This is a genomic window from Streptomyces sp. NPDC050147 (assembly GCF_040660195.1).
GTDB lineage: Bacteria > Actinomycetota > Actinomycetes > Streptomycetales > Streptomycetaceae > Streptomyces.
Map to the genome: position 1 here is coordinate 1 of NZ_JBFALJ010000062.1, position 1,787 is coordinate 1,787.

Here is a 1,787-nt window from a genome sequence, read left to right on the forward strand (position 1 = left end):
ATCGGCTATGTGGTTGCTGCGACGACGGGTGCAGTTCTGGAGCCTGCCGAGGTCAGGGCATCCCTGGCGGACGGGCTGCCGGACTATATGGTCCCGGCCGCGGTGATGGTGCTGGATGCGCTGCCGCTGACACCCTCCGGCAAGCTCGATCGCAAGGCTTTGCCGGAGCCGGACCTCGGCCAGGCCGTGACCGGCCGGGCACCTCGTACACCACAGGAGGAGGTGCTGTGCCAGCTGTTCGCCGAGATTCTCGGCCTGCCCCGGGTCGGTATCGACGACAGCTTCTTCGAGCTCGGCGGACACTCGCTCCTCGCCACCCGCCTCGTCTCCCGCATCCGAGCGGCCCTCGGCGCCGAACTCGGCATCCGTACCCTCTTCGAAGCCCCCACCGTCGCCACCCTCACCGTCCAACTCGCCGCAGCACAGGGCGAGATACGACCGGCACTGCGCCCCGTCGAACGACCCGAGCAGACGCCCGTCTCCTACGGACAGCAGCGGCTCTGGCTCGTCGGCAAGCTGGAGGGCAACAGCGCCTTCTACAACATGCCGATCGCACTGCGCCTCAAAGGCGCCCTCGATGTGCAGGCGCTGCACGCGGCACTCGGCGATGTGGTGGAGCGGCACGAGGTCCTGCGTACGGTCTTCGGTGAGGCGCACGGGCAGCCGTACCAGGCGATCCTGTCCGCCGAAGAGATCACCGTGCGCCTGGACGTCACCGAGGTCACCGAGTCCGGGCTGCAGCGCGCGCTGGTCGCGGCAGCCGCGCTCGACTTCGATCTGAGCACCGAGATCCCGCTGCGCGCCCATGTGTTCCGCGTCGGGCCGCAGGAGCAGGTGCTGCTGCTCGTCCTGCATCACATTGCGGGCGACGGCTGGTCGCTCGGTCCACTGACGCACGACCTCGCGCACGCGTACGCGGCGCAATGCGTCGGGGTCGCGCCGGAGTGGACGCCCCTGCCGGTGCAGTACGCGGACTTCGCGCTGTGGCAGCGTGCGGTGCTCGGCGACGAGAGCGATGAAAGCAGCCTGAGCGCCCGGCAGTTGGCGTACTGGCGGGACACACTCGCCGAGCTGCCCGACCAGCTGGACCTGCCGATGGACCGGCCGCGTCCGGTGCGGGCGACCTTCTGCGGCGGGTCCGTTCCGTTCAGCCTGTCGGCGCCTCTGCACGAGCAGGTCGGGCGGGTGGCCCGGGAGCACGGGGTCACCACGTTCATGGTGTTGCAGTCGGCGCTGGCCGTGGCGCTGACCCGGTTCGGCGCGGGCACCGACATCCCGATCGGCACCCCGGTGGCCGGGCGCAGCGATGAGGCGCTGGAGGACCTTGTCGGGTTGTTCCTCAATACCCTTGTGCTGCGGACGGATACGTCGGGGGATCCGACGTTCGCGGAGTTGCTGGGTCGGGTGCGGGAGACGGATCTGGCGGCGTTCGCGCATCAGGATGTCCCGTTCGAGCGTTTGGTGGAGGAACTGAACCCGTCGCGGTCGCTGGCCCGGCACCCCCTCTTCCAGATCCTTCTGGTACTGCAGAACACCCCTGGTGAGCAGCCCGAGTTCAACGGCCTGACCGCCTCCGAGCACACCTTCGACCGGGAGACCGCCAACTTCGACCTGGTGGTTGATGTCGCGGAGCGGTTCGGCGAAGGAGGCCGGGCCGCGGGGCTCGAGGGCGCCTTCGAGTACGCCACCGATCTGTTCGACCGGGTGACGGTGGAGCGGTTGGTGGGGGTGTTGGTGCGGGTGGTGGAGGCGTTGGTCTCTGATCCGGGTGTGCGGGTGGGTGCGGT

1 protein-coding gene is annotated in these 1,787 nt (G+C 69.3%); it reads left to right on the forward strand.

Going from position 1 to position 1,787, the window contains the following annotated elements; translation table 11 throughout:
- Window positions 1-1,787: condensation domain-containing protein (locus AB0I94_RS41910; RefSeq protein WP_363315081.1), on the forward strand; the 1,787-nt coding region annotated here is incomplete at both ends.